Source organism: Rhodovulum kholense, assembly GCF_003053725.1.
GTDB lineage: Bacteria > Pseudomonadota > Alphaproteobacteria > Rhodobacterales > Rhodobacteraceae > Rhodovulum > Rhodovulum kholense.
This window is the reverse complement of sequence record NZ_QAYC01000005.1, coordinates 68807-93973: the sequence shown is the minus strand read 5'-3', so window position 1 is coordinate 93973 and position 25167 is coordinate 68807. Positions and strand designations below refer to the sequence as shown.

Sequence of the window (25167 nt, the reverse complement as noted above, 5' to 3'; positions counted from 1 at the left end):
GGTGCACCCGTCAAGCCGGAGGGCTCAGCCGCCGCTTTCGGCCTTCTTCTGCCAGCGGCCGCTTTCCTCGGACCAGTATTGCGCCGCCAGCCCCGCCCCCGAGATCAGCCGCCACTGGCCCCGCGCCCGCTCGACCGCCGCCGGATCGGTGCCGTCGAAGAGGATGCAGACCCGGTCCAGCGCCCGGGTCTCGTCGGGGGTGACCTCGGCCCCGTCGACCGCCATCAGGCAGCGCGCGCCATTCGGCAGCGTCGCCTCGGCGGTCAGCAGAACCGGCTGGTCGGCATCGAACCCGGTCCCCGCCATGCCATGCGGCAGAAACCCGTCGCCCAGCCACAGCCGGTCGTCGAGCCGCGCCAGCCGGTCGCGGTCGGTGCCGCGCACCGCCACCCGCATCCCGTGCTTCAGCGCCTTGTCCAGAAGCATCGGCAGGGTGTCCTCCAGCGGAGCCCGGGTCAGATGATAGAACAGCGCCTGTCCCATCGGCCCCGGTCAGCGCCGCGCGAGGGGGTTGTAGGTGCCGAAGGTCCAGATATGGCCCTCGGGGTCGGCGACCGAGAAGCTGGTGCCGCCATGGCTTTGTTCGGCCAGCGGCATGACGATCCGGGCGCCCGCCTCGACCGCGCGGCCGTGCAGTTCGGTCGCATCGGGCACCGACGCATAGATCGTCGTCGTCTCGCGCCCGCCGATCTCGCCCGGATCGGCCAGATGCGGGTCGAGCCCGCCCCGTCCGGCGGGGCCGAACATCATCAGCCCGTCCCCCAGCCGAAGCTCGGCATGGATCAGGTTGCCCTCGTCGTCGCGATAGACGGCCTGCTCTTCGAGGCCCAGAACGCCCACCAGAAACAACAGCGCCGCCTCGGGATCGCGGTAGCGGGTCGCAGGAATGATCATCCGGCTCGTCCTTCCTCTCTGCGACCCGATCCTAGCACCGGTGCGTCACGCTTCGAAACGGTCGGCCACCAGCCGGTCGAGCGCCAAAACGCCCCACCCCGTCGCCCCCTTGGGCGCCAGCACGGTCTCGTCCTGCACCATGGCGACGCCCGCGATGTCGAGATGGATCCAGGGCGTGCCCGGCGCAACGAAACGCTGCAGGAACTGCGCCGCGGTGATCGAGCCCGCAGGCCGGCCGGCCGAGTTCTTGATGTCGGCCAGACGCGACTTGATCAGCTTGTCGTAGGACTCGCCCAGAGGCATCCGCCAGGCACCCTCGCCCTCGGCGGCGGCGGCCTTCAGGAAATCGGCGCAGAACCCGTCATCGTTGGAATAGACGCCCGCATTGGCAGTGCCGAGCGCGACGATGATGGCCCCGGTGAGGGTGGCAAGGTCGATCACGCCCGCGGGCTTGAAGCGGTCCTGCGTGTACCACAGCACATCGGCCAGCACGAGCCGGCCTTCGGCATCGGTATTGATCACCTCGATCGTGTCGCCCTTCATCGAGCGCACGATATCGCCCGGACGCTGGGCGCGGCCGTCGGGCATGTTCTCGACCAGACCGACGACGCCCACGACATTGGCCTTCGCCTTGCGCAGCGCCAGCGTCCGCATGACGCCTGCGACCACCGCCGCGCCGCCCATGTCCATGGTCATCTCTTCCATGCCCTGCGCGGGCTTGATCGAGATGCCGCCGGTGTCGAACACGACACCCTTGCCCACCAGCGCCAGCGGCGCCTGATCGGCCGCGCCGCCATTCCAGCGCATCACCACAACCTTGGACGGGCTTTCCGACCCCTGCCCCACCGCCAGCAGGGCGCGCAGGCCCAGCGTCTTCAGCTCGTCCTCCTCGAGGATCTCGACATCGAGCCCCAGCTCCTGCATCGCGGCCAGCCGCCCGGCGAAATCGTCGGTGGTCAGCACGTTTGCGGGCTCGTTCACCAGATCGCGGGTGAAGAAGACGCCCTCGGCCAGCGCCGCCATCGGCCCGGCCTGGGCCGCGGTCTCTTCGGGCTTCGCGACCATCACCTTGACCGCGCCCGGCACCACCGGCTCGGCGGTGCGGTGCGCATCGAAACTGTAGGCGCGCAGCGCAAAGCCGAAGGCGATGTCGGCGGCGCGCGGATGGCTGCCCGCCAGAAGCAGCACGTCGGCCTTGCCCTGCCGCTTGGCCAGTTCGGCCCCCGCCCGCCGGGCATCGGCCTGGCTGGCCTTGCGGTCCAGCCGCACCACATCGACCGCCTCGGCGGCCAGCCCGGCGGGCCAGGCCAGCGTCACGATCTCGGCGGTCTTCATCCCGGCGAAGGCCTCGCTGTCGGTGAACCGCGCCAGCGCGCCTTTGGTCAGGCGGTTGACCCGCCGCGCGCCGGGATCGAGCTTGCCCTCGGCATCGACAAGGACCGCGATCCGCCCCGCGGCACCCGCGACCGCCTCAAGATCGGTTTCGGCAAAGGCAATGGCGACGGGGGTGCTCATCGGCGGCTCCTGATCTGGTATACCTGTCGGTCCCTACCTAATCCGGCACCCCCCGCTTGACCAGATAGCAGTTTTCCCCCCAAGACGATTGGACTAGTCTGCCGCCCGATCATGGACCTGCCGGGGATATTTGTGCCCAGATTCGACCGATACCTTCTGGCGCAGCTGACCGTCCTGTTCGGCTTTTTCGCCCTCGTGCTGGTCTCGGTCTACTGGGTCAACCGGGGCGTGTCGCTGTTCAACGACATCATCGGCGACGGGCAGTCGGCCCTGGTCTTTCTGGAATTCGCGGCCCTGACGCTGCCCAACGTGATCCGTCTGGTGCTGCCCATCGCGGCCTTCGCGGCGACGGTCTATGTGGTCAACCGGCTGACCAACGAAAGCGAGATGGTGGTGATGCAGGCGCTTGGCTGCAGCCCCTGGCGCCTGGCGCGGCCGGTCGCGCTGTTCGGGCTGCTGGTGGCGATCCCGATCTGCATCCTGACCCATTTCCTGGTGCCCGCCAGCCGCGCCCAGCTCGACCTGCGCCAGGCCGAGATTTCGCGCGATTTCACCGCCCGGTTCCTGTCGGCGGGGCAGTTCCTGCACCCGGCCAGCGGCATCACCGTCTTCATCCGCGAGATCGCCCGGTCGGGCGAGCTGAAACAGATCTACCTGTCGGACGCCACCGATCCCGCGACCCGCGTCACCTATACCGCGAACCGCGCCTTTCTGGTGCAAAGCGAGGACGGCCCCAAGCTGGTGATGATCGACGGCATGGCCCAGTGGCTGCGCGAGGAAGACCGGCGGCTCTCGACCGCCACCTTCGACGATTTCGCCTATGACATCTCGGGCCTGATCGGCAGCGCCCGGATCCGCCGCCCGTCGCTGGACGAGATGTCGACCCGCGACCTGTTGTTTCCCAGCCCCGAGTTGATCGAGGCGTCGGGCAAGCCGCTTGCGCTCTTTCTCTATGAGGGCCATGCGCGCACCGCCCAGGCCTTGCTGGCCGTGGCCGGTGCGCTGATCGGCTATGGGGCGCTCATGGCCGGCGGGTTCTCGCGCTTCGGGCTCGGCCGCCAGATCGGGCTGGCCATCGCCCTGCTGATCGCAGTCAACTTCCTCAGCAACTCGGCCGCGGGCGTCGCGCAAAGCGATGCGGCGCTCTGGCCCGTGACCTATGCCCCGCCGCTGATCGGCATCGCGCTGGGGCTGGGGCTGATCTGGCTGTCGGCGATGCGCCGCCGCCGTCCCCGCCCGCCCCGGGAGCGCGCCGCATGACCCTGCATTTCTACATCGCCCGCAAGTTCACGCTCTATCTGCTGGCCATCCTCGGCATCTTCGGCGCCATCATGGTGCTGATCGACATGGTCGAGGAGCTGCGCGACTTCGACACCGGCACCCTGGGTATCGGCGGCGCGCTGCATCTGTCCCTGCTGAAGGTGCCGGGCGATCTTTACACGATCCTGCCGCTGATCGCGGTCATGGCGACGGTCGCGCTGTTTCTGGCGCTGGCGCGCAGCTCGGAACTGGTGATCGCCCGTGCCTCGGGGCGCTCGGCGCTGCGCAGCCTGACCGCGCCGGTCGTGGTGGCGCTGGTCTATGGCGTCATCGCCGTCGCGATCTTCAACCCGATCATCGCCGCCACCTCGCGCCAGTATGACTCGGTCTCTTCCCGCTACAAGGGGCGCGAGGCCAGCGTGCTGTCGGTCAGCTCGGAAGGGCTCTGGCTCCGGCAGGGCTCGCTTTCGGGCCAGACCGTGATCCGCGCCGCGCGCGCCGATGCCCAGGCCACCCGGTTCTACGACGTGACCTTCCTGTCGCTCGATGCCAAGGGCGCCCCGGTCTGGCGGATCGAGGCCGCCGAGGCCCGGCTGCGGCCCCAGGGCTGGGACATCCGCGACGCCAAGCGCTGGGGCTTCGGCCCCGAGATCGACAATCCTGAAGCCCGGGCGGTGGTCTCGCCGCAGCTGGTGCTGCCCTCCGACCTGACGCTCGAGAACATCCGCGACAGCTTTGCCCGCCCCGCCGCCGTCGCGATCTGGGATCTGCCCGCCTTCATCGCGGGTCTCGACCGGGCGGGCTTTTCGGCCCTGCCCCAGCGGGTCTGGTTCCAGATGGAACTAGCCATGCCGCTGGTGATGGCGGCCATGGTGCTGCTGGGCGCGGCCTTCACCATGCGCCATGTCCGCTTCGGCCGCACCGGCACGATGGCGATGCTGGCGCTGGGGCTTGGACTGGGGCTGTTCTTCCTGCGCAACTTCGCGCAGGTATTGGGAGAGAACGGGCAGATTCCCGTGGCGCTCGCGGCCTGGAGCCCGCCGCTGGCAGGGATCTTACTGTCGCTCGGACTGCTGCTGCACCTGGAGGACGGCTGATGCGGGCCCTTCTTGCCTTCGCCCTGACCACCGCCCTGACGACGGGCGCAGCCGCGCTGCCCGACCGGCTTTTCGCCGAAGAGGCCGCGCGCCCGGCCGCGACCCTGGTCGCCGACCGGATCTCGGTCGGCGATCTGCGCGAGCTGGTGGCCGAGGGCAATGTCGAGGTCTTCTATGGCAAGACCCGGCTCGAGGCCGCGCGGATCGTCTATGACCGCGACGGCGAGACCCTGGCCATCGAGGGACCGATCACCCTGACCTCGGGTCCCGACACCGTCTTTCTGGCCGACAGCGCAGAGCTTTCGGCCGACATGACCGAAGGCATCCTGCGCTCGGCCCGGATGGTGCTGGACCAGCAGCTGCAGATCGCGGCGGCCGACATCCAGCGGGTGGCGGGGCGCTACAACCGGCTGGGCGAAACCGTCGCCTCGACCTGCAAGGTCTGCGTGAACGGCGAGGTGCCGCTCTGGCAGATCCGGGCCAGCCGCATCATCCATGACGAACAGGAAGGCCAGATCTATTTCGACCATGCCCGGCTCGAGGTCGCGGGCGTGCCGGTCTTCTATCTGCCGCATCTGCGCGTGCCCGACCCGTCGCGCAAGCGCGCGACCGGCTTCCTGACGCCCTCGACCCGGATCACCGACCAGCTCGGCACCGGCATCAAGATCCCCTATTTCATCGAACTCGGCCCCTCGCAGGACCTGACGCTGACCCCCTATCTCTCGGGCAGCCAGACGCGCACCCTGGAACTGCGCTACCGCCGCGCCTTCACCCGGGGCGAGATCGAGGTGAACGGCGCCATCTCGCGCGACGACATCCTCGAGGGCGAGACCCGGCATTACCTCTTTGCCGAAGGCAGTTTCGATCTGCCCCGGGACTTCAAGCTCGATTTCGACATCGAGACCGTCTCGGACCGCGCCTATCTGCTGGATTACGGCTATTCCGAACAGGACCGGCTGGAAAGCTCGGTCGAGATCAGCCGCGCCCGCCGCGACGAGCTGATCCGGGCCGAGATCGGCCATCTCAAGACGCTCCGCGATTCGGAAGACAATTCCACGATGCCCTCCCTCGTGGGCGAGGCCGACTATGTGCGCCGGTTCGAACCCGCGACGCTGGGCGGTCTCGCCCGGCTCGAGTTTTCGGCCGACATGCTGCACCGCCGGTCGACCGAAGAGACCGACGGGCCGGATTTCGACAGTTATGGCGACGGCATGGATCTGGGCCGCGTGACCATCGGCGCGGACTGGCGCCGCGACTGGACGCTTCGGAACGGGATGGTTCTGGCGACGCTGGGCGAGGTCACGCTCGATCATTACGAAATCGGCGACGACGCCGTCTATGGCGGCAGCCAGACCCGACTGACCCCCGGCGCGGCGGTCGAGCTGCGCTGGCCGATGGTCAAGAGCGCAGCCGATGGCAGCTCGCAGATCCTCGAACCGGTGGTCCAGCTGGCCTGGAGCCACGACGACAACAGCGACATCCCGAACGAGGACGGCGTGCTGGTCGAATTCGACGAGGGCAACCTTTTCTCGATGTCGCGCTTTGCGGGCGAGGATGCGCGCGAAACCGGGCTGCGCGCCAATCTCGGTCTGGGCTGGACCCGCTATGCCCCCAGCGGATGGGCTCTGGGTCTGACCGTCGGGCGGATCTGGCGCTTCGAGGATGACGACCAGTTCGCCAGCGGCTCGGGGCTCGAGGGCGACATGTCGGACTGGCTGACTGCGGTCAAGCTCGATTTCGGCACGGCGGTCAGCCTGACCAACAGGGCCATTTTCGACGACTCGTTCGACTTCACCAAGAACGATCTCAGGATCGACTGGGAAAAGGACGGGATCGACATCGGGTCGAGCCTGCTCTGGGTCGAGGCCAACCCGTCGGAAGACCGCACCGACGACCGGTCGGAATGGCTGGTCGACGCCGCCTACGACTTTCACCGCAACTGGACCGGCAAGGCCAACTGGCGCTACGACTTCGTGGCCGACGAGGCCGCCAAGGCCGGGCTGGGGCTCGAATACAGCAATGAGTGCGTGAGCGTGGATCTTTCCCTCTCGCGCCGCTTCACCTCGTCCACTAATGTGAACCCGTCCACCGATTTCGATCTGACGGTCTCTCTGGCCGGGTTCGGATCGCGGGGAAAGAGCGGCGGCGCACGGCGGTGCATGCGCTGATGAGGCAGACGAAGAACGGAGGACAGGCATGATCGGACGCGTTGGCCTTGCGGCTGCGGCCGTGGCAATTCTGGTGCTGAGCGGTGCCGATGGCAGCATGGCGCAGCAGGGAGGCCCCTTCGCCCCGCGGCTGTTCGTCAACGACAAGGCGATCACCAATTACGAGATGGATCAGCGGATCCAGTTCCTCCGGCTGCTCGGCAATCCGCCCAATATCGAGAAGGTCGCGCTGGACGGCCTGATCGACGACCGGCTGCGCCTGGACGAGGCCGAACGGCTGGGCATCACGGTCAGCGACGAGCAGCTAAAGGAAGGCATGGAAGAATTCGCCGCGCGCGGAAACCTCGATGTCGACCAGTTCGTTGTGCTGATCGGCCAGGCCGGCGTGTCCGAGGAAAGCTTCCGCGATTTCGTCAAGTCCGGGCTGGCCTGGCGCGAGGTCGTGCGCGCGAAATACGGGCCGCGGACCCAGGTCACCGATGCCGAGATCGACCGCGCGGTGCAATCGGCCGCCGGGGGCGGCTCGGCCGCCGCGGCGGGAACCCAGGTGCTGCTGTCGGAAATCGTGCTGCGGGCCGACACGCCCGATTATCGGCGCGATGCGCTGGCGCTGGCGCGCCAGCTGACCGGATCCATCGACAGCGCCGATGCCTTCGCCGCCGCGGCGCGCAAGTATTCGGTGTCGCGGTCGCGCGATCAGGGCGGGCGCATGGGCTGGATGCCGCTCTCGAAGCTGCCGCCCTCTGTCGCCGGGCAGGTGCTGGCGCTGGGGCCGGGCAAGGTGTCGGAACCGATCGAGATGGACAATGCCATCGTTCTGTTCCAGCTGCGCTCGATCCGCGAGGGCCGAACCGAGGGGCCGAAGACCGCCGCCGTCGACTATGCCAAGTTCATCATTCCCGGCGGGACGCTGGCGCAGGCGATGAAGGTCAGGATGCAGGCCGATACCTGCGACGATCTTTACGGCGTGGCGCACGGCCTGCCGCCCGAGCGGCTGGTGCGCGAAACCCGCCAGGTCAGCGATCTGCCGCCCGAAGTGGCGCAGGAACTGGCCAAGCTCGACGATAACGAGGTGTCCTATGCGCTGGGCAATGCCCGGGCCGCGGTGGTGCTGATGCTGTGCGGCCGCACGCCCGATCTGGGCGAGGACGGCGCGGTCGACCGCGAGGCGGTGCGGCGGCAGCTGTTCGGCCAGCGGATGGCGGGCTATGCCGACAGCTATCTTGCCGAGCTGAAAGCCGACGCCATCATCCGCGAGCCATGACCGGCCTGCCCATCGCGCTGAGCTGCGGCGAACCCGCCGGGATCGGCCCTGAAATCGCGGCCCGCGCCTGGCAGACCCTGGGCGCGCGCCTGCCCTTCTTCTGGATCGGCGACCCCCGGCACCTGCCCGAGGGCACGCCCCATACCGAGATCCACGCGCCCGCCGAGGCGATGCATGTGGCCGCGACCGCGCTGCCGGTGCTGCGCCTGCCCTTCCCAGCCCCCGCCGTTCCGGGCCGCCCCGACCCGGCCAATGCGGCGGGCGTGATCGAGGCCATCGCCCGCGGCGTCGCGCTGGTGCAGGAGGGGAAGGCCTCGGCCCTGTGCACCGCGCCGATCCACAAGAAGGCGCTGCAGGACGGGGCAGGCTTTCCGCATCCCGGCCATACCGAGTTCCTGGCCCATCTCGCCGGGGTCGAGCACGTGGTGATGATGCTGGCCGCGCCCGCCCTGAAGGTGGTGCCGGTGACCATTCATATCGCGCTGGCCGAGGTGCCGCGGGCGCTGACCGCCGATCTGCTGGAAAGAAGCCTCAGGATCACCGAGACCGCGCTGATCCGCGATTTCGGGATCGAGTCCCCGCGTCTGGCGGTGGCCGGGCTCAACCCCCATGCGGGCGAGGGCGGCGCGATGGGCGGCGAGGAAATCGCGCTGATCGGTCCGCTGCTGGACCGGCTCCGGGCCGAGGGGATGCGGATCGCGGGGCCGTTGTCGGCCGACACGATGTTTCACCCGGGGGCGCGCGCGCGCTATGACGTGGCGGTCGCGATGTATCACGACCAGGCGCTGATCCCGATCAAGACGCTCGATTTCGCGGGCGGCGTGAACGTGACGCTGGGGCTGCCCTTCATCCGCACCTCGCCCGATCACGGCACCGCCTTCGACATCGCGGGCACCGGCCGGGCCGATCCGTCGAGCCTGATTGCCGCGCTGGAGCTGGCGCGCGAGATGGCGCTGGCGCGCGCGGCGGGGCGGCGCTAGGCCATGTGGCCGGCGCCGGGGGTGTGCCACCCCCGGACCCCCGGCGGGTATTTTCGCCAAGAAGAAGAAAGGGCGCGGGCATGAGCACGATCGACGGGTTGCCGCCGCTGCGCGAGGTGATCGCAGCGCATGGGCTGTCGGCGAAAAAGGCACTGGGGCAGAACTTTCTTCTGGATCTGAACCTGACGGCCAAGATCGCGCGGGTGGCGGGCGATCTGGGCGGAGCCGACGTGCTGGAGGTGGGGCCCGGCCCCGGCGGGCTGACCCGGGGGCTTCTGGCCGAGGGCGCGCGGCGGGTTCTGGCGGTCGAGAAGGACACGCGGTGCCTGGCCGCGCTGGCCGAGATCGCGGCGGCCTATCCCGGGCGGCTCGAAGTGGTGAATGGCGACGCGCTGGCGCTCGATCCGCTGGCGCATCTGACGCCGCCGGTGAAGATCGTGGCGAACCTGCCCTACAATGTCGGCACCGAGCTTCTGGTGCGCTGGCTGACGCCCGCCATCTGGCCGCCGGTCTGGTCGAGCCTGACGCTGATGTTCCAGAAGGAGGTCGCCGAGCGGATCGTGGCCGAGCCGGGGAGCAAGGCCTATGGGCGGCTCGCGATCCTGGCGCAATGGCGCACGGATGCGCGGATCGCCCTGAAGCTGCCGCCCGAGGCCTTCACGCCGCCGCCCAAGGTGGCCTCGGCCGTGGTGCATCTGACCGCCCTGCCCGCCCCGCGCTTCGAGGCCGATCCGGCGGTGCTGGAACGGGTGGTGGCGGCGGCCTTCGGGCAACGCCGGAAGATGCTGAGGGCAAGCCTCAAGGGACTCGCCCCCGGGATCGAGGATCTGCTGCAGTCCGTCGGCATCGCCCCCACCGAGCGCGCCGAACAGCTGCCGCTGGAGGCGTTCTGCGCCCTGGCGCGGGCTCTGGTCGCCGCGCGCGGCTGACGCAAAGCCCGTGCAGCGGACCTTATACCTGACATGAAAACGGCGGCGCATGGCGCCGCCGGTCATTCGGAAGGGCACGCAGAAGCTTGCGCCGATCACTCGGCCGCGGGGGCCTCGCGCTGCGGGTCACTGGCCGGTTGGCCGTCATTCGCGGCCGTGTCGCCGCGCCGTTTCCCGCTGCCGGATTTCGGTGTATCGGGCTGATCGCCGCCCTGACCCGAGTCCCCATGTCCCGACTCGCCGCCCTCTGCGGCGCCCCCGGCCTCGTCGCCCTTGGGCTTGACCGCGCGCGGTTTGCGCGGACGGCGCGGTTTCGGAGCGGGCCTTTCCTCGGGGGTCTCGACCAGGGTGCTTTCCTGACCGTCGTCATCCCCGACGATGTCGATCACGTCGGTGCCGCTTTCGGAGGCCGCCTTCGGTGCGAAATCCTCGGCCTCGTCGTTGCCCTGAGAGGTCTCCTGCGCCTCGTCGCGCTCGCGCGGACGGGGTTGCTGGGCATCCTGCTGTTCGCGGCGGGCGTCCTGCTCGCGCTGGGCCTCGCCAAGCAGCCGCGCGTAATGCTCGGCATGCTGCTGAAAGTTCTCGGCAGCGACCCGGTCGTTCCCCAGATGGGCGTCGCGCGCCAGCTGGTTATACTTGTCGATGATCTGCTGCGGGGTGCCGCGCACCTTCCCCTCGGGACCCGAACTGTCGAAGACCCGATTGACGATATTACCGATCGAGCGCGACCGGTTCGACTTGGAGCGCGAACGTGACTTGGACGGTCTCATGCGTGTTCTTGTTTCCAGCCTAGTGGTGGTGTCTTGGGACAGGGCCGCGCGTCGAAATGCGCGGGTCCAAAACGAGCCCCTGTCGACCCTTTTTTGGCTTGTCTTGCGCGAGGGGCGCCTACCCGGCACCCGGCCAACGCTGCGTGCAGTAAACACGGGCCACAGACGCTGGCAAGAGGTAAATACACCAATTGCGGCCATTTGGCGAGAGCCACGCGCGGCACGCAACGTTTTGACGTTACGTCCCCGGCGCCGCGACGCGTGCCTCGACAACCCGGTCTCTACCATCGAGATCGGGCCGGATCGCGACGGTTTCAAGGCCGGCCCCGGCAAAGATCGCGGAAACCGCGCGGGCCTGGGTCGGGCCGATCTCGACCAGGAGCCGTCCGCCCGGGGCCAGCCGGGCCGGGGCGGCGCGGGCGATGGCGCGGTAGGCCGACAGTCCGTCGCCGCCATCGGTCAGCGCGCCGCGCGGCTCGAAGGCCAGATCGGGGGCAAGGCCCGGCATCTCGGCCTCGGCGATATAGGGCGGGTTCGAGACGACAAGATCGAACCGCCCCTCGACCGCCGCGTCCCAGTCCGACAGCACGAAGCGCGCGCGGTCGCATCCCAGCCGGTCGGCGTTCTCGCGCGCCACGGCCAGCGCCGGAGCCGAGATGTCGGTGCCGGTTCCGGCCGTGCCCGGCCGTTCCAGAAGCAGCGTCAGAAGGATGCAGCCCGACCCGGTGCCAAGGTCCAACACATTGGAATAAGGGGCGGAAAGGGCGGCCTCGATCAGCGTCTCGGTTTCCGGCCGGGGGTCCAGCACGTCGCGGCTGACGCGAAAATCGCGCCCCCAGAAGGTCCGCAGCCCGACGATATGCGACACCGGTTCGCGCGCGGCGCGGCGGTCGAGCGCGGCGGCAAAACGGGCCTCCGCCGCCGGGGGCACCGGCTCGGGCAGCACGAGGGTCAGGCGTCCGGGCGCGATCTCCAGCGCATGGGCCAGAAGCCGCCGGGCATCGCGCTGCGGATCGGGAATGCCCGCCGCGCGCAGCCGCGCCACGGCGCCCGCCAGCAGGACCGACCCGGTGGGCGCGGTCATCCCTCCATCTCGGCCAGCATCGTGGCCTGGTCGTCGGCGATCAGCGCGTCGATCACTTCGTCGAGATCACCCGCCAGGACCTGGTCCAGCCGGTAGAGCGTGAGGTTGATCCGGTGGTCGGTCATCCGGCCCTGCGGAAAGTTGTAGGTGCGGATCCGTTCCGACCGGTCGCCCGAGCCGACCTGCGCCTTGCGGGCCGCGGCGCGTTCGTCTGCGGCTTTCTGACGCTCCAGGTCGAACAGCCGCGCGCGCAGCACAGCCATGGCGATGGCGCGGTTCTGATGCTGGGATTTTTCCGACGAGGTGACGACCAGCCCGGTCGGCAGGTGGGTGATGCGCACGGCCGAGTCGGTGGTGTTGACGTGCTGCCCGCCCGCCCCCGAGGCACGCATGGTGTCGATCCGGATGTCACCCGCCGGAATGTCGATATCGACCTCCTGCGCCTCGGGCAGCACGGCGACCGTCGCAGCCGAGGTATGGATGCGCCCGCCGGATTCGGTCGCGGGAACCCGCTGGACCCGATGCACGCCGGATTCGTATTTCAGCCGCGCAAAGACGCCCTCGCCCTGCACGGTGGCGGTCACTTCCTTGATCCCGCCCAGTTCGGTCTGGCTTTCCTCGAGGATCTCGAAGCGCCAGCCCTTGGTCTCGGCATAGCGCTGGTACATCCGCAGCAGGTCGCCCGCGAAAAGCGCGGCCTCCTCGCCCCCGGTGCCGGGCCGGATCTCGACGATGGCGGGGCGGGCATCGGCCGCGTCCTTGGGCAAAAGCGCGATCCGCAGCGCCTGTTCCATCTCGGGCAGGCGGGCGCGCAGGTCGGGCAGCTCTTCCTCGGCCAGCGCGCGCATCTCGGGGTCTTTCAGCATCGCCTCGGCGGTGTCGATATCCGACAGCAGCCCGCGATAGGCCTCGATCTCGGCCACCACGGGCTTCAGCTCGGCATATTCGCGGCCGATCTGGGCGAAATCGCCCCCGGCGCCTTCGGCAAGCCGGGCTTCGAGATAGCCGAAGCGACGCGAGATCTGTTCGAGTTTGTCTAGCGGGACCATGGCGCTCTGTCGCGCGAAAGCCGGGGGACGGTCAAGAGGCCAGCCGGGCCTCGAGCGCCGCCTGCCAGTCGGTCAGCCGCTTGGCGTTCACGCCAAGGTCGGAATGGCCATAGCGCGAGCGCGAGAAGGCAGCCCAGGTGGCCCCGTCCCCTTCGGGCAGGATGCGGACCGAGATATAATCCGGAAAGCCCCAAAGCGCCGAGCGCTGGACATAGGTCATGAAGAGATCGCCGGGCGCCCCCGCGATCCGCGAGGTGCGCGGCTGGGCCAGCGCCATGGCGTCGAACGCCTCGGCCAGGGCCTCGGGGGTGAGGGCATAGACGGGCGCCGCGCGGTCGCCGCCCTCGGGGCGGACCAGCGCGGCATTGGGGGTTTCGGGCTTCGTCGCGGTCAGCGGGTCGACATGCCAGACCCCCGGATCGTCCGGAACCATGCGAAACCAGACCGCGCCGCCCACAGCGGCAATCCCCAGAAGCAAAAGGACAAGCGGCAGGATCTTCATGGCTTGGCTCCGGTCTCGCCCCGGCGGGTCCAGCCCCAGAGGCAGATCAGCTCGACCGCGACATGCGCCCCGGCAATGGCGGTGACGCCGGTCGGGTCATAGGGCGGCGAGACCTCGACCACGTCGCCGCCCACCATGTCGATCCCGCGCAGCCCCCGCAGGACCGCCGCCGCCTGCGCGCTGCTCAGTCCGCCCCAGACCGGAGTGCCGGTGCCCGGCGCGAAGGCCGGGTCCAGCGCGTCGATGTCGAAGCTGACATAGGCCGGCGCCTCGCCCACGATCTCGCGCACCCGGGCGGCGGTGGCGGCGGGGCCGTGCTCATGGACGAACGGCGCGTCCAGCACGGTTATGCCCATCGTATCGGGATTGTCGGTGCGGATGCCGATCTGGACCGACCGCGCCGGATCGATCAGCCCCGTCTTGACCGCCTTGCCGAACATCGTGCCATGGTCGATCCGCGCCATGTCGTCATCGGCCCAGGTGTCGGTATGGGCGTCGAACTGCACCAGCGCCAGCGGCCCGTGTTTGGCCGCATGGGCGCGCAGCAGGGCCAGCGACACCGAATGATCGCCGCCCAGCGCGATGCAGGCCGCGCCCGCCTTCAGGATGCCCGCGACATGGGCCTCGGCCCGGGCCGGAAACTCGGCCACGCTGGCATAATCGAAAGCCATGTCGCCGTAATCGACGATGTCGAAGGCGTCGAACGGGTTGTAGCCCCAGCCATAGGGAACGTCGAAGGCCTGCAGCGTGCTGGCCTCGCGGATCGCGCGCGGCCCGAAGCGGGTGCCGGGCCGGTTCGTCACCGCCTGATCGAAGGGAATGCCGGTGATGGCCAGATCGACGCCCGCAAGATCCTTGGTCAGGCTGCGGCGCATGAACGAGGTTACCCCCGCGAAGGCGTTCTCATAGGCAAGCCCGCGATGCCCCTTGCGGGTGATCGCCCCGTCCACCTCGGATTTCGCGTCTTCCAGTGCCATCGCATGCCCCCTCCTGCACCCCGCGCAGGATAGCGCGCGGGTTCCCTTTCTCCAGCCCCGGCTTTACACCCCGGCCTGTCTTTGTCCAACTCCTGCCGATGCCAGATTGCGAGGCCCAGATGACCGAGGATTCCGACCGCCTGATCCATGACCCCAGGGGCGGCCTGCCGCGCCTGTTGGAAATCATGCGGCGCCTGCGCGACCCCGAGACCGGCTGCCCCTGGGACATCGAACAGGATTTCCGCTCGATCGCGCCCTATACGATCGAAGAGGCCTATGAAGTGGCCGACGCCATCGAGCGCGAGGCCTGGGACGAGTTGGAGGGCGAGCTGGGCGATCTGCTGTTGCAATCGGTCTATCACGCGCAGATGGGGGCCGAGGCGGGGCTGTTCGACTTTCACTCGGTCGCCGACCGCATCTCGGACAAGATGGTGGCGCGTCACCCGCATGTCTTCGGCGACGAAAGCCGCGACAAGTCGGCCGAACAGCAGACCCGCGACTGGGAGACCATCAAGGCGGCCGAGCGGGCGGGCAAGAAGGCCAGGGGCGTGCTGGACGACGTGGCGCTGGCGCTGCCCGCGCTGACCCGGGCGGTCAAGCTGCAAAAGCGCGCGGCGCGGGTCGGCTTCGACTGGCCCGAGACGGCGCAGGTGCTTGACAAGATCGTCGAGGAGGCCCGGGAACTGGCCGAGGCCCGCGACACCCTGACCGAGGCCGAGGTGTTCGAGGAATTCGGCGATCTTCTGTTCGTGGTGGCCAATCTCGCCCGCCACCTGAAGATCGAGCCCGAAGAGGCGCTGCGCGCCGCCAATGCGAAATTCACCCGCCGGTTCAACGGCATCGAGGCCCGGCTGGCGGCCATGGGCAAGCGCCCCGAAGAGTCGGACCTGGCCGAAATGGACGCGCTTTGGGACGCGGTGAAGGCCGAAGAAAAGGCACAAGGTTAGGCCCGGGCCGCGCTCACGCCGCCTCAAGCGGTTGTGAGCGACCCAAGGCTGCGGCACCTTGACCCGACTAAAATTGTCAGGCTTACCTTGTCCGCGACGCACCAGACCGGACAGGAGACCCCATGACCTTGCGCACTGCCCTTGCGGCCACGGCCGCGGCGGCCACGCTGGCCCCGACTGCCCAGGCCGATGTGAATATCTATTCCTATCGCCAGCCCGAGCTGATCCAGCCGATCCTCGACGCCTTCACCGAAGATACCGGCATCGCCACCAATATCGCCTTTCTCAACAAGGGCATGGTCGAACGACTTCAGGCCGAGGGCTCGCGCAGCCCGGCCGACATCATCCTGACCGTCGACGTGGCGCGGCTGGCCGAGGCGGTCGATGCGGGCGTGACCCAGGCCGTCGACAGCGACACGCTGATCGAGAAGATCCCGGCCGCCTTCCGCGATGCCGACAATCACTGGTTCGGGGTCACCACCCGCGCCCGGATCGTCTATGCTGCCAAGGACCGGGTCGATCCCTCGGAGATCACCACCTACGAGGATCTCGCCGACCCGAAATGGAAGGGCCGGATCTGCACCCGCTCGGGCACCCATGCCTATACGCTGGCGCTGGTTGCGGCGATGATCCACCACCATGGCGAAGACGCCACGAAGACCTGGCTTGAAGGCGTCAAGGCCAACCTCGCGCGCAAGCCCCAGGGCAACGACCGGGCGCAGGTCAAGGCGATCTGGGCGGGCGAATGCGACATCTCGCTCGGCAACACCTATTACATGGGCCAGATGCTGAAGGACCCCGAACAGGAGGCCTGGGCGAATTCCGTCAACGTGCTGTTCCCGGTCTTCGAAGGCGGCGGCACCCATGTGAACATCTCGGGCATCGCCATGACCAAGGCCGCGCCGAACCGCGAGGACGCGCTGAAATTCATGGAATACCTCACCTCGGACCACGCCCAGGAGATCTATGCCGAGGTCAATTACGAATACCCCGTCGTCCCGGGCACCGAGCCCTCGGATCTGGTGAAAAGCTGGGGCAGCTTCACCGCCGATGACGTGAACCTGATCGCCCTGTCGCGCGACCGTGCGGCGGCTCTGAAGCTGGTCGAAGAGGTCGATTTCGACGGCTGATCCCGGTTCGGGCACGGCCCCCGCGGGACGGGGCCGCCGCCCCGAAAGGCGGGCGCGCTGGACATCCCGGCGCGCCCGCGCCACGGTGCAGGACCCCCTCCCGGAGACCCGCCATGCCCCGCAAGATCATCATCGATACCGATCCCGGCCAGGACGACGCCGTCGCGATCCTGCTGGCGCTGGCCAGCCCCGAGGACCTCGAAGTTCTTGGCATCACCGCCGTCGCCGGCAACGTGCCGCTGGCGCTGACCCAGAAGAATGCCCGCATTGTCTGCGAACTGGCCGGACGGCCCGACATCCGGGTCTTCGCGGGCTGCGACCGGCCGCTGGCGGGCGCGCTTGTCACCGCCGAGCATGTGCATGGCAAGACCGGGCTCGACGGCCCCGCCCTGCCCGACCCGACCATGCCGCTGCAGGATGCCCATGCCGTCGCCTTCCTGATCGAGACGCTGCGCGCCGCCCCCGAGGGCGAGGTCACGCTTTGCCCGCTGGGACCGCTGACCAATATCGCGACGGCCCTGCGCGAGGCGCGCGAGATCGCCCCGAAGATCCGCGAGATCGTGCTGATGGGCGGCGCCTATTTCGAGGTCGGCAACATCACCCCCACGGCCGAGTTCAACATCTTCGTCGACCCCGAGGCCGCGTCCATCGTCTTTGCCTCGGGCGTGCCGCTGACCGTCATGCCGCTGGACGTGACCCATAAGGCGCTGGTCACGAAGCCCCGCAACGACGCGTTCCGGGCGCTTGGCACCGCTGCGGGCGACGCCGTCGCCGCGATGACCGATTTCTTCGAACGCTTCGACCGCAAGAAATACGGCTCGGACGGCGCGCCGCTGCACGATCCCTGCGTCACCGCCTATCTGATCCGGCCCGACCTGTTCCGCGGCCGCCATGTCAATGTCGAGATCGAGACCGAGGGCCGCTTTACCCGCGGCATGACCGTCGCCGACTGGTGGGGCGTCTCCGGCCGCGCCCCCAATGCGACCTTCATGGGCGACATCGACGCCGCCGGTTTTTTTGCGCTCTTGACCGACAGGCTCGGCCGACTTTGACCGCGTGCAATCCCGGGAGGACACCCGCAATTTTCGCGCTGCAATTTTCGGATCCGCCTGCGGAATTCACCCAGAGCGCGAATTCCTTTCAAGCCTTCCCCAAGCGGGTGCAATTCGCGAAAATACTTTTATAACAGAACATTACTCCCTCACGACTCAAGAAGCCTTCTGCACCCAATTTACCGGCCCGGCTGTCGCCATCAGCTTCTCTTGCCCGGAGGCACCGAATTCGTTAACAAACTGTTACCTGCAATATTCCGCAGGCTTTCCAGATTTACGAAAAACGGGGGAACACACAGTGTTCAAATCGACTTTTGCCGCAGCCGCGGCATTTGTTCTTGGTGCGGGCGCGGCATCGGCCGCGACCTTCGACTTTACGACCTTGTCGCTCGACTCCAACAGCCAGCTGACGGTCGACGGTCTCACGGTGACCGCCTATGCTGGCATCTACGCCGACAGACCTTTCTCCGGCCCCAACAAGGACGAGATCCTGGCGGCCGACTGCTCGGTTTCTTCGACCTGCGACGGCTACGTGTCCCAGAGCCCGGAAGGCCTTGGTGTCGCTGGCAACGATGGCTTTATATTCTCGGACTCGCCGTTCATCGACGGCGCGGTCTTTAACGACCTGCTGACGCTGTCTTTCGGGCAGACCGTCGACTTCACCGAGGTTGCCTTCTCGTACTGGGACAGCAACGACAGCTTCGACCTCTTCATCGACGGCGTACTGGTGACGCCTGAAGAGCGTACGGGCGATACCCCCTATCCGCTGAGCGGGCTGACCGGCACCTCGATCAGCTTCGGCGCCGATTCGGTGTTCGATCAGTTCAAGCTGGCCTCGATCACCGTGGCACCGGTGCCGCTTCCGGCGGCGGGGCTGATGCTGCTGGGCGGGCTTGGCGGCCTGGCCGCGGTCGGCCGTCGCAAGAAGAAAGCCTGAGACCGCGCGCATCCGCGGCCCTTACGGCACCTGACAGACCCGCAGGCCTCCGGTATCACCCCGGGGGCCTTGCCCGTTCCGGGAAACCGCTCCGCTGGAAAGCCCCGGCGCCCGGTCTACGTCCGCGGCATGACCCTTTCGATCCGCTTCGACAATTCCTATGCCCGCCTGCCGGACCGGTTTTTCAGCCGTCAGGCCCCCGAGCCGGTGCGCGCGCCGCGACTGCTGGCGCTGAACCGGCCGCTGGCCGAGGCGCTGGGGCTCGACCCCGAGGCGCTGGCCTCGCCCGAGGGCGTCGAGACGCTGGCCGGCAACCGCCTGCCCGAGGGCGCAGAGCCGCTGGCCCAGGCCTATGCCGGGCACCAGTTCGGCGGCTTCGTGCCGCAACTGGGCGATGGCCGCGCGATCCTTCTGGGAGAGGTCGTGGCGCCTGACGGCACCCGGCACGACCTTCAGCTGAAGGGCGCGGGCCGCACCCCTTATTCGCGGATGGGCGACGGGCGCGCCTGGCTGGGTCCGGTGCTGCGCGAATACCTGGTGTCCGAGGCGATGCACGCGCTCGGCATTCCGACGACTCGCGCGCTGGCCGCCGTGGCGACCGGCGAGGAGGTGATCCGCGAGACCCGCCTGCCCGGCGCCGTGCTGACCCGCATCGCGGCCAGCCATGTGCGCGTCGGCACCTTCCAGTATTTCGCGGTGCGCAAGGATACCGATGCGCTCGAGGCGCTGGCCCGCCACGTGATGGCCCGCCATTACCCCGAGACCGAGACCGTGCTGGACATGCTGGGCGCGGTGCTGGCCGCCCAGGCGCGGCTGGTGGCGCAATGGATGGGGGTGGGCTTCATCCACGGGGTGATGAACACCGACAATACCTCGGTCGCGGGCGAGACCATCGACTATGGCCCCTGCGCCTTCCTGGACGGCTATCACCCGGACACGGTCTTCAGCTCCATCGACCAGTTCGGGCGCTATGCCTACGGGCGGCAGGCCGATATCGCGGTCTGGAACCTGGCTCAGCTGGCGACCGCCCTGCTGCCGCTGATCGACCCCGACCGTGAGCGCGCCATCGAGGCCGCGACCGCAGCCCTGCACGGCTTTCCCGATCTCTTCAAGGCGGCCTGGCTCGATGCCTTCCGCCCCAAGATCGGGCTTGGCACCGCCGAGGACGGGGATGCCGAGCTGATCCACGGGCTTCTGGACCTGATGGCCGCCGAGCGGGCCGATTTCACCAACACCTTCCGCGACCTGGCCGAGGGCCGGTCGCCCGGCAGGCTTCGCGACCGCGCAGGACTCGAGGCCTGGACCGCGCGCTGGCAGGCCCGGCTCGACCGCGAGGGCACCTCGCCCACTGCGGCCCAGGCCCGGATGCGCACCGCCAACCCCGCCTATATTCCCCGCAACCACCGGGTCGAGGCGGCGATCGCGGCCGCCCGCGCGGGCGATCTGGCCCCGTTCGAGCAGCTGCATCAGGTGCTGGCCCGCCCCTTCGATGCGCAGGACGAGGCTCGTGCCTTCCGCGCCCCGCCTGCCCCCGGCGAAGAGGTCCGCCAGACCTTCTGCGGCACCTGACCCGCCCCCTGACGGGGCGTTTCCGCTTTGCCCCGTGCGGGGATCGGGCTAGCCATGGTCCCTGACTGCGCCCCCTCAACGACCCCTGGACCCCGGCATGCCGCCTCTTCAACTCGCCTCCCTGCTGATCGTGCTGGCCGCACTTTTCGGCACCATCAACTATTTCGTCCTCCGCCTGCCCCAGGCCATCGGCATCCTGCTGGTCGCGCTCATCGTCTCGCTGGCCGCGATGGCGCTCGATGCGCTGGTGCCGGGGCTCGGAATCGGCAGCGGGCTGCGCGATCTGGTGCTGGGGATCGACTTTTCCGACGCGCTGCTGGAAGGCATGCTGGGCCTGCTGCTGTTCGCGGGCGCGCTGCATGTGAAGGTCGAGGATCTGCGCGCCCAGGCGCTGAGCGTCTTCGTGATGGCGACCATCGGCGTCGCGCTGTCGGTCGCGGTGGTGGGCGTGGGCTTTTCCTGGCTGACCGGCATGCCACTTCTGGTGGCGCTTGTCTTCGGCGCCGTCGTCTCGCCGACCGACCCGGTGGCGGTGCTGGGGGTGCTGCGCGCGGCCAGGCTCAGCCGGTCGCTGGAAACCACCATCGCCGGCGAAAGCCTCTTCAACGACGGGGTGGCCTATGTGGTTTTCCTGATCCTGATCGGGCTGGCCTTCCCGGCGGCCCATGGCGCCCATGGCGCGGCCGAGGGCGGAAACGCGGTTGCCGCAGCGGCGATGCTGTTCCTGCGCGAGGCGGTGGGCGGCGCGCTGCTGGGGGGCGTGCTGGGCTGGCTGACCTTCCGGGTGATGCGCCGGATCGACGACTATGCGCTTGAGGTGCTGATCACCCTGGCGCTGGCCTTCGGGGGCTACGAACTGGCGGTGGCGGCCGGGGTCTCGGCGCCGATCATGGCGGTGGTGGCCGGGCTGATGATCGGCCATGTCGGCATGAAATACGGCATGTCGGACGAGACCCGGAAATATGTCGATGCCTTCTGGAAGATGATCGACGAGATCCTCAACGCGGTCCTGTTCCTGCTGATCGGGATCGAGGTCTTCGCGGTCGCCTTCGATCTTGACGGGATCGAGACGCTGGTCGCGGCGGTGGCGCTGTCGCTGGCCGCGCGGCTGGTGTCGGTCGCGGTGCCGGTCTTGCTGATCGGGCGGCGCCAGGGCTTTGAACGCGGCACCATCCCGATCATGACCTGGGGCGGGCTCAAGGGCGGGATCTCGGTCGCGCTGGCGCTGAGCCTGCCCGACAGCGACTGGAAACCGCTGATCCTGACCGCGACCTATGTCATCGTGGTCTTCTCGATCCTGGTGCAGGGGCTGTCGGTCGGCGCGCTCGCCCGCCGCTTCAGCCGCGAACCCAAACTGGTCTAGCCATGAACCCCGTCCCGCCCCACCCGCTGGCCGCCTTCGACATCGGCCCCGACGGCACCGCCCGGCCGATCGCCGAAGCCTGGCCCGCCGCGGCCCCCGGCCCCGGCGCCGCCTGGCGCTGGCTGCATTTCGCGCTGGCCAATCCGGCGCTCGCCGACTGGACCGAGGCGCATCTGCCCGCAGTCGCGGCCGAGGCCATTCTCCAGACCGAAACCCGCCCGCGCTGCACCCCGCTCGAGGGCGGGCTCATCGTCAACCTGCGGGGCGTCAACCTCAACGCCGGCGCCGAGCCCGAGGACATGGTCTCGCTGAGGATCTGGGTCGCGCCGGGGCTGGTGGTCAGCGTGCGCCGCAGCAAGGTCTTCGCGCTCGACGATCTGCGCCGCGCGGCCGCGGCCGGGACCGCGCCGCCAAGCCCCGGCGCCTTCCTCGCCGAGATCGCCGAGGGCCTGACCGACCGGTTCGAGGCGGTCTCGGTCGAGCTAGAGGACCTGACCGACGAGCTTGAGGAGGCGATCCTCGAGCGCGAGGAAGAGGACCGCGCCGTCGACCTCGCGCCCCTGCGGCGCAAGGCGATCCGGCTGCGCCGCCATGCCGGGCCGCAGCGCGAGGCACTGGGGCGGCTGTCCGAAGGGCAGACAGCGCTGATCGACGCCGAGGCGCGCATCCTTCTGGGCGAAAGCGCCAACCGCGCCGCACGCACGGTCGAGGAGCTTGACGCGGTGGCAGCCCGGCTGGTGGCGCTGCATGACCATCTGGAAGGGCTGCGCGGCACGGTCATGGCCCGCAACGGCTATGTGCTGTCGGTGGTGGCGGCGATCTTCCTGCCGCTGGGCTTCCTGACCGGGCTCTTCGGGGTGAACGTCGCGGGCATGCCGGGCACCGCCAACCCCTGGGCCTTCGCCCTGCTCTCGGCGGCCAATGTGGTCCTGGCTCTCGGGCTTCTGGCGCTGTTCCGGCTGTTGCGCTGGCTCTGATCCCGGGCGCTGCCAGACGGGCCGGACAAAGGGCGATTTCACTTTCCTCTGGCGCTTCGGGCCGATAATCGGGACCGACACCCTTTCCTGAGGACGCCTGAAAAATGGACAACATGCGCGGCATCGTGCTGATGGTCGCGGCAATGGCCGCGTTTGCCCTTGAGGACATGTTCGTCAAGACCGTGGCCGCGACGCTGCCGATCGGGCAGATCCTCACGCTTCTGGGGCTGGGCGGCGGCGTCATCTTCTCGCTGATGGCGCTGCGACGCGGGCAGCGGCTCTGGTCGCGGGCGCTTCTGAGCCGCCCGGTCCTGTTGCGCAATCTCGGCGAGATCGTCGGCACGCTCTGCTATGTCACCGCCATCGCGCTTACGCCGCTGGCCTCGGCCTCGGCCATCCTGCAGGCAACGCCCCTGGCCGTCACACTGGGCGCGGCGCTGTTCATGGGGGCGCAGGTCGGCTGGCGGCGCTGGACCGCGATCTCTGTCGGCTTTCTCGGCGTTCTTCTCGTCGTGCGCCCCGGGCTCGACGGTTTCGAGCCCGCCTCGATCTTCGCGGTGGTTGCGGTCTTCGGGCTGGCGTTGCGCGATCTCGCGACCCGGGCCACGCCGCGCAATGTGGGCTCGCTGCAGCTTTCGGCCTATGGCTTCTTCATGCTGGTGCCGGTGGGGCTGGTGATGATGGGGCTCGGCCAGGCCCCCGTGGCGATCGACCGCGCCGAGGCCATCTCGCTGTTCGGCGCCCTGGTGATGGGGATCGCGGGCTATTACGCCATCGTCGAGGGCATGCGCGTCGGCGATGTCGCTGTGGTGACGCCGTTCCGCTACACGCGGCTGATCTTCGCCCTTGTCATCGCCATGCTGGCCTTCGGCGAGCGCCCCGATACACTGACCCTGATCGGGGCGGCCGTGATCATCGCCTCGGGGCTCTATACCCTCTGGCGCGAACGCACCCTTTCCCTTCGCCGCGCCGGACGCTAGAACTCGGCCCGAGTTTTTCTTCGTGCATTAGAAAGGGACTGCCCCCCCATGAGCACCATCATCGACATCATCGGCCGCGAGATCCTCGACAGCCGCGGCAACCCCACCGTCGAGGTCGACGTGATCCTCGAGGACGGCACCATGGGCCGGGCCGCCGTGCCCTCGGGTGCCTCGACCGGCGCCCATGAGGCCGTCGAACGCCGCGATGGCGACAAGTCCCGCTACATGGGCAAGGGCGTGCTGGACGCCGTGGCCGCCGTCAACGGCGAGATCGCCGAGGCGCTGGTGGGCTTCGACGCGACCGAGCAGGTCGCCATCGACGCCACCATGATCGAGCTCGACGGCACCGAGAACAAGGGCCGCCTCGGCGCCAACGCCATTCTCGGCGTGTCGCTGGCCGCCGCCAAGGCCGCTGCCGATTACACCGCCCAGCCGCTCTACCGCTACGTGGGCGGCACCTCGGCCCGCATCCTGCCGGTGCCGATGATGAACATCATCAACGGCGGCGAACATGCCGACAACCCCATCGACATCCAGGAATTCATGATCATGCCGGTCAGCGCGGAGACGATCCGCGACGCCGTGCGCATGGGGTCCGAGGTCTTCCACACCCTCAAGAAGGAACTGGCCGCCGCGGGCCACAACACTGCCATCGGCGACGAGGGCGGCTTTGCCCCCGCGCTGAACTCGACCCGCGACGCGCTCGACTTCATCCTGAAAAGCATCGAGAAGGCGGGCTACAAACCCGGCGAGGACATCTATCTCGCCCTCGACTGCGCCTCGACCGAGTATTTTGAGAACGGCAAATACGAGATGAAAGGCGAGGGTCTCAGCCTGACCGCCGCCGAGAACGTGGACTATCTGTCGAAGCTTTGTGCCGACTACCCGATCATCTCGATCGAGGATGGCTGCGCCGAGGATGACTGGGACGGCTGGAAGCTGCTGACCGACGCGCTGGGCAGCAAGGTGCAGCTGGTGGGCGACGATCTGTTCGTGACCAACCCGAAACGGCTCGCGGATGGCATCAAGGCCGGCGTCGCCAACTCGATGCTGGTCAAGGTCAACCAGATCGGGTCGCTGACCGAGACGCTGAAGGCCGTCGATATGGCCCATCGCGCGCGCTATACCAACGTGATGTCGCACCGCTCGGGCGAAACCGAGGACGCGACCATCGCCGATCTGGCCGTCGCCACCAATTGCGGGCAGATCAAGACCGGCTCGCTGTCGCGCTCGGACCGGCTGGCGAAATACAACCAGCTGATCCGCATCGAGGAAATGCTGGGCGAGACCGCCGAATATGCGGGGACCTCGATCCTGCGCGGCTGATCCCGACAGCCCGATGACAAAAGAAAGGCGCGGCCCCCCCCGGGCACGCGCCTTTTTCCTGTCCGGCGGCTGCCAATTGGCCGCAGCCGGTCCCGCGACCTGCCGTCGCAGTTCCGGCTTGCATGCCCCCGTCTACATCAGTATACCAACTTGTAGACCCCGTAGGCCGAATCGCGGCTCATCAGAGCTTCGATCAGGGCTTTCCCATCGGGCGTCGGCTGGCCCATCTCGTCCAGCCATCCACGACCGCGGGCGACCTGATCCGCAGGGGCGCGGGAAAGCCCCATGCAGAAAAGGGTAAACCCTAGAATTCGCGACACAATATCGTCGTTCGACAGGTGTTCGCGCCGCTCGGGCGCATCTGTGTCTTCGGTCATGCTCATCCTTGTGTCCCCTT

The 25167-nt window shown here is 68.5% G+C and carries 24 protein-coding genes; 15 read left to right on the top strand and 9 right to left on the bottom strand.

Features of this window, described 5'->3' with window-relative positions; all coding sequences use genetic code 11:
• Window positions 1-24: 24 nt before the first annotated feature.
• From C8N38_RS08530 to C8N38_RS08520, 3 genes are read right to left on the bottom strand one after another with little or no spacing between them, the layout of a single operon-like run.
• On the bottom strand, window positions 25-483 hold the full coding sequence (locus tag C8N38_RS08530; protein WP_108026125.1) for a DNA polymerase III subunit chi: 459 nt from the start codon (window positions 481-483) through the stop codon (window positions 25-27).
• A gap of 9 nt (window positions 484-492) precedes the next feature.
• Window positions 493-894, bottom strand: a complete 402-nt coding sequence (locus C8N38_RS08525) for a VOC family protein (RefSeq protein ID WP_108026123.1) — start codon at window positions 892-894, stop codon at window positions 493-495.
• A gap of 45 nt (window positions 895-939) precedes the next feature.
• A complete protein-coding gene (locus tag C8N38_RS08520) occupies window positions 940-2409 on the bottom strand; it encodes a leucyl aminopeptidase (RefSeq protein ID WP_108026121.1) in 1470 nt (489 codons plus the stop codon).
• Between the two features lie 132 nt (window positions 2410-2541).
• Between C8N38_RS08520 and lptF the strand changes: the two genes are divergently transcribed.
• The 6 genes from lptF (at window position 2542) to rsmA (ending at window position 10107) form a co-directional block, all read left to right on the top strand.
• The gene (gene lptF, locus C8N38_RS08515; RefSeq protein ID WP_108026449.1) at window positions 2542-3669 is read left to right on the top strand and encodes an LPS export ABC transporter permease LptF; all 1128 of its coding nucleotides are present in this window, start codon (window positions 2542-2544) and stop codon (window positions 3667-3669) included.
• The gene (gene lptG, locus C8N38_RS08510) at window positions 3666-4766 is read left to right on the top strand and encodes an LPS export ABC transporter permease LptG (RefSeq protein WP_108026119.1); all 1101 of its coding nucleotides are present in this window, start codon (window positions 3666-3668) and stop codon (window positions 4764-4766) included. The genes lptF and lptG overlap by 4 nt, the downstream gene beginning before the upstream one ends.
• The gene (locus C8N38_RS08505) at window positions 4766-6934 is read left to right on the top strand and encodes an LPS-assembly protein LptD (RefSeq protein WP_108026117.1); all 2169 of its coding nucleotides are present in this window, start codon (window positions 4766-4768) and stop codon (window positions 6932-6934) included. The genes lptG and C8N38_RS08505 overlap by 1 nt, the downstream gene beginning before the upstream one ends.
• A 28-nt stretch (window positions 6935-6962) precedes the next feature.
• Window positions 6963-8198 (top strand): peptidylprolyl isomerase, encoded by a 1236-nt coding sequence (locus tag C8N38_RS08500; protein ID WP_108026115.1) that lies wholly within the window; start codon window positions 6963-6965, stop codon window positions 8196-8198.
• The gene (gene pdxA / locus C8N38_RS08495; RefSeq protein WP_108026113.1) at window positions 8195-9178 is read left to right on the top strand and encodes a 4-hydroxythreonine-4-phosphate dehydrogenase PdxA; all 984 of its coding nucleotides are present in this window, start codon (window positions 8195-8197) and stop codon (window positions 9176-9178) included. Before C8N38_RS08500 ends, pdxA begins: the two co-directional genes overlap by 4 nt.
• Before the next feature lie 80 nt (window positions 9179-9258).
• Complete coding sequence (rsmA, locus tag C8N38_RS08490; protein WP_108026111.1) at window positions 9259-10107, top strand: 16S rRNA (adenine(1518)-N(6)/adenine(1519)-N(6))-dimethyltransferase RsmA; 849 nt, start codon at window positions 9259-9261, stop codon at window positions 10105-10107.
• Between the two features lie 95 nt (window positions 10108-10202).
• Here the strand turns inward: rsmA and C8N38_RS08485 are convergent, their stop codons facing one another.
• The 5 genes from C8N38_RS08485 to speB all read right to left on the bottom strand — a co-directional run bounded on the left by C8N38_RS08485 (window position 10203) and on the right by speB (window position 14489).
• Window positions 10203-10877 (bottom strand): DUF4167 domain-containing protein, encoded by a 675-nt coding sequence (locus C8N38_RS08485; RefSeq protein WP_108026109.1) that lies wholly within the window; start codon window positions 10875-10877, stop codon window positions 10203-10205.
• 238 nt (window positions 10878-11115) lie between these two features.
• Window positions 11116-11961, bottom strand: a complete 846-nt coding sequence (prmC, locus tag C8N38_RS08480; protein ID WP_108026107.1) for a peptide chain release factor N(5)-glutamine methyltransferase — start codon at window positions 11959-11961, stop codon at window positions 11116-11118.
• Window positions 11958-13010 (bottom strand): peptide chain release factor 1, encoded by a 1053-nt coding sequence (gene prfA, locus C8N38_RS08475; RefSeq protein WP_108026105.1) that lies wholly within the window; start codon window positions 13008-13010, stop codon window positions 11958-11960. Before prfA ends, prmC begins: the two co-directional genes overlap by 4 nt.
• A 31-nt stretch (window positions 13011-13041) precedes the next feature.
• Window positions 13042-13512 carry a DUF1499 domain-containing protein gene (locus C8N38_RS08470; protein WP_108026103.1) on the bottom strand — a complete coding sequence of 157 codons (471 nt, stop codon included), beginning with the start codon at window positions 13510-13512 and terminating at the stop codon, window positions 13042-13044.
• Entirely contained in the window at window positions 13509-14489 is a 981-nt protein-coding gene (gene speB / locus C8N38_RS08465; RefSeq protein WP_108026101.1) for an agmatinase, read from the bottom strand. Before speB ends, C8N38_RS08470 begins: the two co-directional genes overlap by 4 nt.
• Window positions 14490-14608: 119 nt before the next feature.
• Between speB and mazG the strand changes: the two genes are divergently transcribed.
• The 9 genes from mazG to eno all read left to right on the top strand — a co-directional run bounded on the left by mazG (window position 14609) and on the right by eno (window position 24770).
• Window positions 14609-15436, top strand: coding sequence for a nucleoside triphosphate pyrophosphohydrolase (gene mazG, locus C8N38_RS08460; protein ID WP_108026098.1), 828 nt, complete (start codon window positions 14609-14611; stop codon window positions 15434-15436).
• Between the two features lie 122 nt (window positions 15437-15558).
• Window positions 15559-16566, top strand: coding sequence for a Fe(3+) ABC transporter substrate-binding protein (locus tag C8N38_RS08455; RefSeq protein ID WP_108026096.1), 1008 nt, complete (start codon window positions 15559-15561; stop codon window positions 16564-16566).
• Window positions 16567-16679: 113 nt separating this feature from the next.
• Entirely contained in the window at window positions 16680-17618 is a 939-nt protein-coding gene (locus C8N38_RS08450) for a nucleoside hydrolase (RefSeq protein ID WP_108026094.1), read from the top strand.
• A 4-nt stretch (window positions 17619-17622) separates the two neighbouring features.
• On the top strand, window positions 17623-18555 hold the full coding sequence (locus C8N38_RS08445; RefSeq protein WP_146176248.1) for a VPLPA-CTERM sorting domain-containing protein: 933 nt from the start codon (window positions 17623-17625) through the stop codon (window positions 18553-18555).
• A gap of 129 nt (window positions 18556-18684) precedes the next feature.
• Complete coding sequence (locus C8N38_RS08440) at window positions 18685-20124, top strand: protein adenylyltransferase SelO (RefSeq protein ID WP_108026090.1); 1440 nt, start codon at window positions 18685-18687, stop codon at window positions 20122-20124.
• A gap of 97 nt (window positions 20125-20221) precedes the next feature.
• A complete protein-coding gene (locus tag C8N38_RS08435) occupies window positions 20222-21487 on the top strand; it encodes a cation:proton antiporter (protein ID WP_108026087.1) in 1266 nt (421 codons plus the stop codon).
• A 2-nt stretch (window positions 21488-21489) separates the two neighbouring features.
• Complete coding sequence (locus tag C8N38_RS08430) at window positions 21490-22464, top strand: zinc transporter ZntB (RefSeq protein WP_108026085.1); 975 nt, start codon at window positions 21490-21492, stop codon at window positions 22462-22464.
• A gap of 104 nt (window positions 22465-22568) precedes the next feature.
• Entirely contained in the window at window positions 22569-23444 is an 876-nt protein-coding gene (locus C8N38_RS08425; protein WP_108026083.1) for a DMT family transporter, read from the top strand.
• Between the two features lie 48 nt (window positions 23445-23492).
• The gene (eno, locus tag C8N38_RS08420; RefSeq protein WP_108026081.1) at window positions 23493-24770 is read left to right on the top strand and encodes a phosphopyruvate hydratase; all 1278 of its coding nucleotides are present in this window, start codon (window positions 23493-23495) and stop codon (window positions 24768-24770) included.
• A 137-nt stretch (window positions 24771-24907) separates the two neighbouring features.
• Here the strand turns inward: eno and C8N38_RS08415 are convergent, their stop codons facing one another.
• A complete protein-coding gene (locus C8N38_RS08415; RefSeq protein ID WP_146176247.1) occupies window positions 24908-25153 on the bottom strand; it encodes a hypothetical protein in 246 nt (81 codons plus the stop codon).
• Window positions 25154-25167 lie beyond the last annotated feature (14 nt).

Coding starts and splice junctions, on each gene's coding strand:
- C8N38_RS08530 (WP_108026125.1), bottom strand. CDS start 483: ATGGGACAGGCGCTGTTCTATCATCTGACCCGGGCTCCGCTGGAGGAC.
- C8N38_RS08525 (WP_108026123.1), bottom strand. CDS start 894: ATGATCATTCCTGCGACCCGCTACCGCGATCCCGAGGCGGCGCTGTTG.
- C8N38_RS08520 (WP_108026121.1), bottom strand. CDS start 2,409: ATGAGCACCCCCGTCGCCATTGCCTTTGCCGAAACCGATCTTGAGGCG.
- lptG (WP_108026119.1), top strand. CDS start 3,666: ATGACCCTGCATTTCTACATCGCCCGCAAGTTCACGCTCTATCTGCTG.
- C8N38_RS08505 (WP_108026117.1), top strand. CDS start 4,766: ATGCGGGCCCTTCTTGCCTTCGCCCTGACCACCGCCCTGACGACGGGC.
- C8N38_RS08500 (WP_108026115.1), top strand. CDS start 6,963: ATGATCGGACGCGTTGGCCTTGCGGCTGCGGCCGTGGCAATTCTGGTG.
- pdxA (WP_108026113.1), top strand. CDS start 8,195: ATGACCGGCCTGCCCATCGCGCTGAGCTGCGGCGAACCCGCCGGGATC.
- rsmA (WP_108026111.1), top strand. CDS start 9,259: ATGAGCACGATCGACGGGTTGCCGCCGCTGCGCGAGGTGATCGCAGCG.
- C8N38_RS08485 (WP_108026109.1), bottom strand. CDS start 10,877: ATGAGACCGTCCAAGTCACGTTCGCGCTCCAAGTCGAACCGGTCGCGC.
- prmC (WP_108026107.1), bottom strand. CDS start 11,961: ATGACCGCGCCCACCGGGTCGGTCCTGCTGGCGGGCGCCGTGGCGCGG.
- prfA (WP_108026105.1), bottom strand. CDS start 13,010: ATGGTCCCGCTAGACAAACTCGAACAGATCTCGCGTCGCTTCGGCTAT.
- C8N38_RS08470 (WP_108026103.1), bottom strand. CDS start 13,512: ATGAAGATCCTGCCGCTTGTCCTTTTGCTTCTGGGGATTGCCGCTGTG.
- speB (WP_108026101.1), bottom strand. CDS start 14,489: ATGGCACTGGAAGACGCGAAATCCGAGGTGGACGGGGCGATCACCCGC.
- mazG (WP_108026098.1), top strand. CDS start 14,609: ATGACCGAGGATTCCGACCGCCTGATCCATGACCCCAGGGGCGGCCTG.
- C8N38_RS08455 (WP_108026096.1), top strand. CDS start 15,559: ATGACCTTGCGCACTGCCCTTGCGGCCACGGCCGCGGCGGCCACGCTG.
- C8N38_RS08450 (WP_108026094.1), top strand. CDS start 16,680: ATGCCCCGCAAGATCATCATCGATACCGATCCCGGCCAGGACGACGCC.
- C8N38_RS08440 (WP_108026090.1), top strand. CDS start 18,685: ATGACCCTTTCGATCCGCTTCGACAATTCCTATGCCCGCCTGCCGGAC.
- C8N38_RS08435 (WP_108026087.1), top strand. CDS start 20,222: ATGCCGCCTCTTCAACTCGCCTCCCTGCTGATCGTGCTGGCCGCACTT.
- C8N38_RS08430 (WP_108026085.1), top strand. CDS start 21,490: ATGAACCCCGTCCCGCCCCACCCGCTGGCCGCCTTCGACATCGGCCCC.
- C8N38_RS08425 (WP_108026083.1), top strand. CDS start 22,569: ATGGACAACATGCGCGGCATCGTGCTGATGGTCGCGGCAATGGCCGCG.
- eno (WP_108026081.1), top strand. CDS start 23,493: ATGAGCACCATCATCGACATCATCGGCCGCGAGATCCTCGACAGCCGC.
- C8N38_RS08415 (WP_146176247.1), bottom strand. CDS start 25,153: ATGAGCATGACCGAAGACACAGATGCGCCCGAGCGGCGCGAACACCTG.